Below are 8,815 nucleotides of genomic sequence, written 5' to 3'. Positions count from 1 at the left end.
AAAAACGGAATCGGTTGACCCATCGTGACCGCTCAGCGTACAAAACTCTCTCCAGCGTGAAGGCCGTGTGCAAATCGGTCACGATCACCGGAATGACCGGTCACGTTCGCCGGAATACGCATCAGAGGCTATCACTACTGGTTCGGATGAAATTGCGTCTGGAAATGTTGAACTCTCTGCTCGAACCGAGCAGCAGGCAAGCTCGTTGGAAGAGACTTCCTCGTCCATGGAAGAATTAACCTCAACGGTTCGTCAGAACGCTGATAATGCTCGCCAGGCGAACCTACTTGCCGAATCCGCCGCTGACTTGGCTGCTAAAGGTGGGACGGTGGTATCGCAGGTAGTAGAAACCATGGGCTCGATCAATGATTCATCTAAAGAGATCGCAGCTATCATAAATGTAATGGATAGTATCGCTTTTCAGACGAATATCCTCGCTCTGAATGCTTCCGTAGAAGCCGCTCGTGCTGGTGAGCAAGGACGTGGCTTTGCTGTTGTAGCATCTGAAGTTCGCAACCTGGCGCAGCGGTCTGCAGCAGCCGCAGATGAAATAAAAGTCTTGATTGGAAAGTCTGCTGAAAAAGTGGGTGCGGGCAGCGAATTGGTCAACCAGGCGGGGGCCACGATGAGTGAGGTAGTCGAAAGCGTTAGCCGTGTAAGCGATATCGTGAGTGAAATCACCGCAGCTAGCAAAGAGCAGTTGGCTGGCATTGAGCAGGTGAATCAGGCTATCAATCAGATTGATCAGGTTACCCAGCAAAATTCCGCACTTGCAGAGCAGGCCTCGGCTGCGGCCGACTCCATGCGACAGCAATCTTTCGGTCTCGCTACAGTTGTCAGCTTATTCAAGCTTAACAGCAGTGTATCGTCTAGTCGGCTTTCCAGCCCCCCGCAACTTACTAGTAGTCATTCCACTACAGAGTTACGGAGCCCCTCAGTGCGGCCCTATACAACCACCTTGGCCCAGCCTGAACTGGTAGCTGATGATTGGTAAGTTGGTAAACATCATAATTGATAGAGAAATCTCTAAGAGAAACCGCTTGAGTTGTAGCAAGGGAGCCTGTATCTGCAGATAACCGCTTGTTTTGACATGTGCGCCAGACATGGCGCACAGCTTCTGAATAAAGTTATTTCCTAGGGCGGTGATCAGGGAAGACTTAAGGATGAGAGTACCCTCATTTCGTCCGTTGCTCGGGACATTTGCATTGGCCCTAGTGGTCTTTGTATTACCCCCCCGGATCGGTTAAAGATACTTGCTGATCAGGAAACCGCTGTCGTTTCTCCTCGTCCACCTGTAATCTTGATGTTTCTTCCTTTAGCTTCCTGATTTATCTTTAGGTGAGCAGCCTTAGCCTCTGCTAATGCGGGCTACTCTCTATCGTCTACATCAAGCTACCCCAGATACCGTTCAAAACTTTCTTCAATCTGCTCAAAGCGTCACGTCATCTTAGTTTCTGTGAAATTAAGATTGCGGTTATTGACGGCTTTAAACTTGCTACCATCAATTGTCACTATGTAGCAGGGGAACAATTTCAAGCGTCGACAAAGCACGACGAACTCTAGACAGACGCGGCGAATTGCATCGTAATTAAGTATGCAGTTCTGTGCTATCCACTTTTCAAAAGCTTGGGTGTAATCGCGATTAGGCTGGGCTAAATTCCATTGTATGTCTACTTAGCGCAGCACTATTGTTGTATATCATGAAGTGCCCACCCGGATGAACGAGGAGCTGCCCCCATTAGTAATTGATGATCAGCCACCTACTGACAATGACTAGGTGTTAGTGGGCTCTTGTAACCGATAATTCATGGTTGTGGTTTACCAGTGATGCAGGAAGTTCTCAGACAAAAACTTGCCGCTCATGTTGGGCGGCCTCTCGCACAATCAGGCCGCAAAATCCCATCTCCGTTTCCTATCCTCCTTGCATTTTCAGCAGGTCCGCTATGGGTCGTTAGCTGCCTTAACTCGTTCCTAGCATCTGACCAATCCTCTACTAAATTTAGCCTACCACAAGCTGGTTAAGCAGACTGAGACTAGTGGGCATGATGTTTCAACGTTTCACCTACCTTTTAAATTGAGCTTAAGTGGCGCAATCCAGCTGGGATACATCGGCCAACCGCTAGCTACATGTCCTGGATAGATGTGCAGAGAAGTGCGTTGGCTACTGAGTAGCATTCAGGAATTTTACGCTAACAGATTCAACCGTTTGGGCCATCCCAATCGAAAACAGGGGCCTGCGATTGCTCGCAGGCCCCTGTTTTCTATCGCCTAATCTTCCGACTTCAACTCTGCCTGTTTAGGTGGATTACCTACCTACCTGTACTTCGCTGAGATCCTCATGTGAGAGGCCGCGGTACAACGCAAATATCTTAATAAACACCGGTAGGCTGACGATGGTGATGACTTCCTGCAGGCAGTCAGCCCGGCATCGCCTGCCGGCACGATAAGCATGGTGGCCAGCATGCCTTCGGAAACGGCCTAGAATTCAGCACTGCATTTATCTATTGGGCACTTTGGTTGACAGAAAGGCCCCGCCAAACAAGCTATCGAGGACGGCAAAGGAAATCAGCCTGCCGGTCATTTTTTAAGCAGCTACTGATAGCGCTGACTCATATAGCTATTGCAGGAGACGTCGCGTCCCGTACGTCGCTTGGCTAGCTTGATGGTGTTTAAGCATGCCACCCAAATAGCCGACAAATATATGCAGCTTAATCAGTCTGGCTTTGCTGCCAAAAGCTATCAGTAACGATCAATCAGATGCCATTAACGTAACTCTTTCCGCCAATAGACTGCCTGATCACGGTTTGCTAGACAGTCCGCTAAAAACTTAAAAAATAATTATAAATCAAAGGCCTGTGGGTAATTCTGAAGCGGCTAAGGCGACTTAAGTACGCTAGCGAACAGAGGGCCGGCTCAGCATCACCTATCCTAATTGTGTAACCGTTTGTGCAGAAGATTAGCAAACGCGTAACGCGAATTTCGATATTACTAATATACGAACCTCCTATCAACCTCCTAAATATGAGGACGTGTTGGTTTTTTTGGATTGAAAAAAGTTCGATGTCCAAGTTCTAAACCTTTTACGCCAGAGCCTATCGGCAACCATCTGACGTAAAAAAACCATGGAATGGCACATCAACAAGGACAAGGAGTAGCAGGGAAAATGAGGATTACCATCTTCGCTTGTGGTTATGTGGGTCTCGTAACAGGAGCCTGCCTAGCCGACGTCGGTCATGACGTTTTGTGCGTCGACGTAGACAAGGATAAAGTCTCACGTCTTCAAGCTGGTGAAATACCGATTTTTGAGCCAGGTTTGGAGCGCCTAGTTCGCGATAATCAGGCCGCTGGTCGCTTAAGTTTCACCACTGATGCCGCCGAGGCGGTCAAATTTGGCTTGCTCCAGTTCATCGCTGTTGGCACCCCGTCCGACGAAGATGGCAGTGCCGATCTCCAGCACGTGCTTAAAGTTGCTGAGACCATCGGCCAGCACATGGACGACTACAAAATCATCGTCGACAAATCGACTGTGCCCGTGGGTACCGCCGCAAAGGTGGAGCGTGCTGTTGCAATCGAGCTTGAGAAGCGGGGTCTTGACCTTGAGTTCGACGTTTGTTCGAACCCGGAATTCCTCAAAGAAGGGGCGGCGATTGAGGACTTCTCGCGCGGCTCTCGGATCATCGTCGGCACCGAATCTGAGTGCGTCAGGGAAGCCATGCGGGAATGTTATGGCCCTTACAACCGCCAGCGCGACAAGTTGATGTTCATGGGTGTGCGCAGTGCCGAATTGACCAAATACGCGGCGAATGCGCTGCTTGCGACCAAGATCAGTTTCATCAATGAAGTCGCCAATCTCGCCGAGCACCTCGGCGCCGAGGTTGAAGAGGTTCGTCACGGGATCGGTTCCGACCCGCGCATTGGTTACAGCTTCATCTACCCCGGCTGTGGCTATGGGGGTTCCTGCTTCCCGAAAGACGTTAGAGCGCTGGCCAATACCGCCGAAGAAATCGGTCATCCCGCTCGCATAATCGAAGCGGTGGAACAGGTCAATTCCCGGCAGAAGAACAAGCTGTTCGAAAAGCTCTGGAAAGCTTTCGACGGCCGCTTGGCAGGCAAAACCATTGCCGTGTGGGGGCTTGCCTTCAAACCTAACACCGATGATATGCGCGAGGCCCCCAGCCGAGCCCTGATGGAAGCCCTATGGGATGCCGGCGCGCGCGTTCAGGCGTTTGATCCAGAGGCCAACAAAGAGTGTCGTCGCATCTACGGAGAGCGTGACGACTTGGTGCTTGCTGAGCAACGCGAAGAGACGCTGGAAGGCGCCCATGCACTGGTCATCTGCACTGAGTGGAAAGCCTTTCGCACGGTCGACTTCTCGCTGCTAAGCAAGACGTTGCTTGAACCAGTGGTTGTCGATGGCCGCAACCTCTTCCACCCCGAAAGCGTCAAAGCGGCAGGGCTTGCCTACTACGCCATCGGCCGCGGTGATTCCGTGCGCTCCGTCCAGGCTTGAGGCATTCCAATGTTTGCTAAACGCCGAAAGCATTCCTCTGCCAGCCGTATTACGGAACTGACTACTTTCCTGTTCGGTTTGGCACTGCTGATCTTCGTCATTAGGGAACTGCCAGCGGACGTGTTCTCGCCCGAGTCGCAGAGCTTCTTTTTCGTCGTCGGGTGGATCGCCATCTGGCGGTACTCGTGGTGGGCGGTACAGGCCGTTCGCTCGCTGTGGTACAACCGACTGGTCTTTCCGAGCTTGCGTGCCGAGGCCGATGCAGCCGGTAACCACGAGAAGCCCCCCGAGTTGTTCGTGCTTTGTACCTCCTTTCGTATCGATCAGCGTGTCAACTTTCAGGTCTACGATGCTTTGATACGGGAAGCCCATCAATACGGTGTGCCGACGACGATCTTCGCCTCTGTTTCGGACCGTACCGACGTGGATATCATCAATCACGTCTTGGATGACAATGACTGGCCGCAGAATGTCACAGTGCGCTACATGTTCCAGAAGGGAGACGGCAAGCGCTCGGCCATGGCCGAGGTGCTGCGGGCGATTTCCAGGTGCCTGCCAGCGCCGGGATCGCTGCTGATCTCAATGGACGGCGATATCCTCCTTGAGCCAAACACGCTGTCACGCACGCTTTCCTTCTTTATTGCCCAGGAGGACCTGGGGGCGCTGACGACTAACAACCGTGCCAAGGTGACGGGCAATGATGTCACCCGCGAGTGGTACGACCTGCGCTATGCACAGCGCCATCTGATGATGAGTTCGATGTCGTTATCGCGGCGACTGCTGGTTCTCACGGGTCGTTACAGCGTCTTTCGCACCGACCTCGCCATTCAGCCGGACTTCATCGAACTGATCGAGAGCGACCACGTTGATCACTGGCGCTTCGGTAGCTTCAAGTTTCTGTCAGGTGACGATAAGTCATCGTGGTTTTGGCTGCTGAAGAACGGCTGGTCCATGCTCTACATTCCCGATGTTTTCGTGACTGGATTCGAGGAGCTGCCCAACCGGCATCGCTTCTTCGCCTCTTCCACTGATCTGATGCGGCGCTGGTTTGGCAACATGCTGCGTACCAGCAATCGCGCCATCGCCCTGGGTCCTCGTCCCATGGGGATGTTCACTTGGTGGAGCTTGGTCGACCAGCGCATCTCGATGTGGACGACCCTGGTGGGCCCCACGGTGGTCACCCTGGTGACGCTTTTCATAAGACCTTCGTTTTTCTTCACCTACGTGCTGTGGGTCATGTTTAGCCGCGGCATTGCCGTGTCGATTTTGGCTTGGCAACGCGGACGCTTCAGTCTGCTGTGGATTCCGCTGATTTATTACAATCAGGTGTGGGGCGCGATCCTCAAGACCTATGTCAGCTTTCGCTTCAATCGTCAGCAATGGTCGCGTCAGGGTATCTCCGCTGGCGAGCCAGACGATCCGGTGGCGGCGCGCAGACAGCGACGTATAGGCCATGCGTTGCATAGTTTGGTCTATGGCGTTCTGCTCTTCATCCTGGTTATCTCGACCGGCGACATAATGCCTCCGGATCGGACCACGATGCATATCGCTCTCGATCAGGTACGGGAGCCTACCCATGGTGCCCAGCGTTTAGATCGCTCGCTCGACACAAACCATACCGACAAGGCCTGTGAACCGATCCAACCGCCTCCAGACTATTTTCTGGTGGAAGACGGCCTGATCAAGACCCTGCAACAAAACGCCGTCACGCAGACCAGTCAACAGACCAAGCTAACAGCGCCCTCAACGACCAAGTGTAATCAAAGGCTCTGGATCGAGCCTGCGACGCCTCTCAAGGTATCTACGACTCATCCCTGACGCAAGGAGCAAACGACGGATGGAAGACGATCATTTAAAAGGTGCCCACAAGCGGCATGAACCCACTCTCGACGGAAAGCAGGAACGGACGAACAACGATGCCTCCTCAACCTCAGAAAGTGTCAATCAAGAAAACGAACGCCTGACCCAAGGTAACCCACTACAGCACGAGCGTCGCGACGAAAGGGGCTATATTCGGGTGGCGACACCGTTTCGAGTGACTCTCGCCGATAGCGATACTGAGCTGGACGGCAATGATGTCTCCCTCGGCGGCTTCTCTGCCCAAAGCGAAAGTGCCTTCGAACCTGGCGAGCGCGTTTCCGCTTCACTGATTATGGCGGCGGGTAACTTTGACGTCATTGTGGCAGTCAAAGCCGAATGCCTTGACTCCATTCCCAGAGCGCGTGGCAATGGATATGACGTTAGATTCAAGATCAACGAGATAGATCCGCAGCACCACGAGTCGCTACGTCAGATCATTCGCAGCGGGTTGAGTGGGCGTTCGCCCAATATCGAAGGCCAGATGGCCAGCGAAGATCCACAGACGCCACGCAAGCGGCAGGCAACCAATCCAGCTCCTACGCGCCCACCAAAGCCTATCGGACGCTACATTCTCCTGTTCCTGGCGATCGGCTTGTTGGTGTTGGTAAGCGCAGCGACGGCCTATCGCAACTTCGTTCTGATTGAGCCCAGCTTCGCCGCCGTGACAGCTCCACGTATCGATATCCGCGCCCCCAGCCCTGGCATACTTGGCGAGCATGGTCTCACTGCTGGGGACCAAGTCGAGCGCGACCAGTTATTGACCAACGTGATCAATAGCGAGCTTGAAGCGGACTTGATTCTGGCAGAAGCGGCACTCAGCTATAACGAGCGACTGATAAATAATCTACGTGGCTACCTTGAGGACGATACCCAAGAGATCAGCTTAGCCAGCTCCGCACAGCCGGCCAGCGGTGACCTCACCACCTTCGAGACGGTCTCGCCGGCTATCGCCGAGGCCCGTGTTGAACAGTTCGAGGAGGTGCGCGATTTCGAGAACTCGCGTATCGCCGCCCTCGAAGAACTTCAGGCCAGTAACGAAATATACAGTCCCTGCGACTGCCGCGTGGCCTGGGCGCTGAGTAGTGCCGCCCGGGTCTACATCAACGAGAGCGAGCGGATCATGACCCTCGTCCGTACCGATGAAGATGACGTGATGGTCGAGGCGTTGGTGCATATGGATGACATTAGCCGCATCGAGCCCCATCAGCAGGCCTACGTCACACTGGCCAATGCCACTCAGCCGATTCGCGCCCAGGTGCGCAACGTTGCCCTTGACGTTGAACCTCAGCCCCGCGCCGGTTTCCCCAGTTGGGTACGGCAGCAGCAAAATGTGGCCAGCGTACTGTTGTCGCCAGAGGAGCCACTGCCTCCAGGGAGCATAGGCCAGCCGGTAGACGTTCGCTTTACCGAAACACTGCTGCTGAGTGCCACTTCGGAACAAATATGGCAAGGCGTGAACTGGATCAAACAGTCCAGCAATGACCTCTATGACAAAGCCCTGGAGGAAATAAACCACTACAGGAACGGTACCGATGAAACCAGCGCTGAAGGGTAAACAACATCACCCACGTATCGGGTTACGGCACAAGAGTCTGCTATTGAGCGTGCTAGCGCTGCTGCCGTTCGCGGCCAGCAATGCCGGCGAAGCCGAGGATGCCGTCGTCAGCATCCCACAAGTGGCGCCTTGCTCTCAGCGCTATAGCCTGGCCGAAGCCCCAAGCCCAGCACCCGCCGAAGACGCTTATAGCGCCGTTCGCCAGGGGTTTAATACCACCCGGCACTGGGGGGCCGAAGAGAACGTAGAGCGCTTGGCTGCTAATGATACCGGCATCAATGAAGCTGGGCTGCGTGTCCACTATCCCGCTGGCAGCTCCTCACCAAGTGACGAGCCTCTCGGCGGGGCCGGCTTCTACAGCGACCCCTCTTCGCTTCAGGAAGCCGACCGTGCCTGCCTGAGCTACAAGGTGCGCTTCCCTGCCGACTTCGATTTCGTGAAGGGAGGCAAACTGCCTGGGTTGTACGGAGGTGAAGCCCCCTCCGGCGGCGAGAGCGTCGACGGCGAGAACGGTTTCTCTATGCGCTTGATGTGGCGCGAGGAGGGTGAAGGTGAACTCTACCCTTACGTGGTCGACTTCGAGGGAGCGTCAGTAGGGCGCGGCTTCTGGCGCTATCCGACCGGATCATGGGTCACCATTGAGCAGGAAATCATGCTTAACGACCCAAAACGGGAAAACGGTGTCGCTCGGATTTGGGTAGACGGCCAGCCTGTGCTGGAACAGAAGAACATTGTTTTTCGTACCACGCCGGAAGTCACCATTGATGGTTTGATGTTTTCCACTTTCTTTGGCGGGACCGGAGAAGGCTGGCGCACGCCACGCGACCAGTACGTGGATTTTGCCGATTTCCGTTTCTATACCTCAAGATCTTGAGCGCTAGTACTTGAGC

Annotated in this window: 5 protein-coding genes; all 5 read left to right on the top strand. The window is 54.0% G+C overall.

The window, feature by feature from the left end; translation table 11 throughout:
• The first annotated feature begins 226 nt into the window (after positions 1-226).
• Complete coding sequence (locus V8L70_RS14395; protein WP_431313224.1) at positions 227-994, top strand: methyl-accepting chemotaxis protein; 768 nt, start codon at positions 227-229, stop codon at positions 992-994.
• A 2,169-nt stretch (positions 995-3,163) separates the two neighbouring features.
• Positions 3,164-4,510 carry a UDP-glucose dehydrogenase family protein gene (locus V8L70_RS14390; protein ID WP_336269858.1) on the top strand — a complete coding sequence of 449 codons (1,347 nt, stop codon included), beginning with the start codon at positions 3,164-3,166 and terminating at the stop codon, positions 4,508-4,510.
• Positions 4,511-4,519: 9 nt separating this feature from the next.
• On the top strand, positions 4,520-6,328 hold the full coding sequence (locus tag V8L70_RS14385) for a glycosyltransferase (RefSeq protein ID WP_336269857.1): 1,809 nt from the start codon (positions 4,520-4,522) through the stop codon (positions 6,326-6,328).
• 19 nt (positions 6,329-6,347) lie between these two features.
• Positions 6,348-7,925, top strand: coding sequence for a PilZ domain-containing protein (locus tag V8L70_RS14380; protein ID WP_336269856.1), 1,578 nt, complete (start codon positions 6,348-6,350; stop codon positions 7,923-7,925).
• Positions 7,903-8,799 (top strand): polysaccharide lyase, encoded by an 897-nt coding sequence (locus V8L70_RS14375; protein ID WP_336269855.1) that lies wholly within the window; start codon positions 7,903-7,905, stop codon positions 8,797-8,799. The genes V8L70_RS14380 and V8L70_RS14375 overlap by 23 nt, the downstream gene beginning before the upstream one ends.
• Positions 8,800-8,815 lie beyond the last annotated feature (16 nt).

Source organism: Vreelandella arctica (assembly GCF_037070215.1).
Classification (GTDB): Bacteria; Pseudomonadota; Gammaproteobacteria; order Pseudomonadales; family Halomonadaceae; genus Vreelandella; species Vreelandella arctica.
Note: the sequence above shows the minus strand (reverse complement) of the source record. Positions and strands in the feature narration are given on the sequence as shown.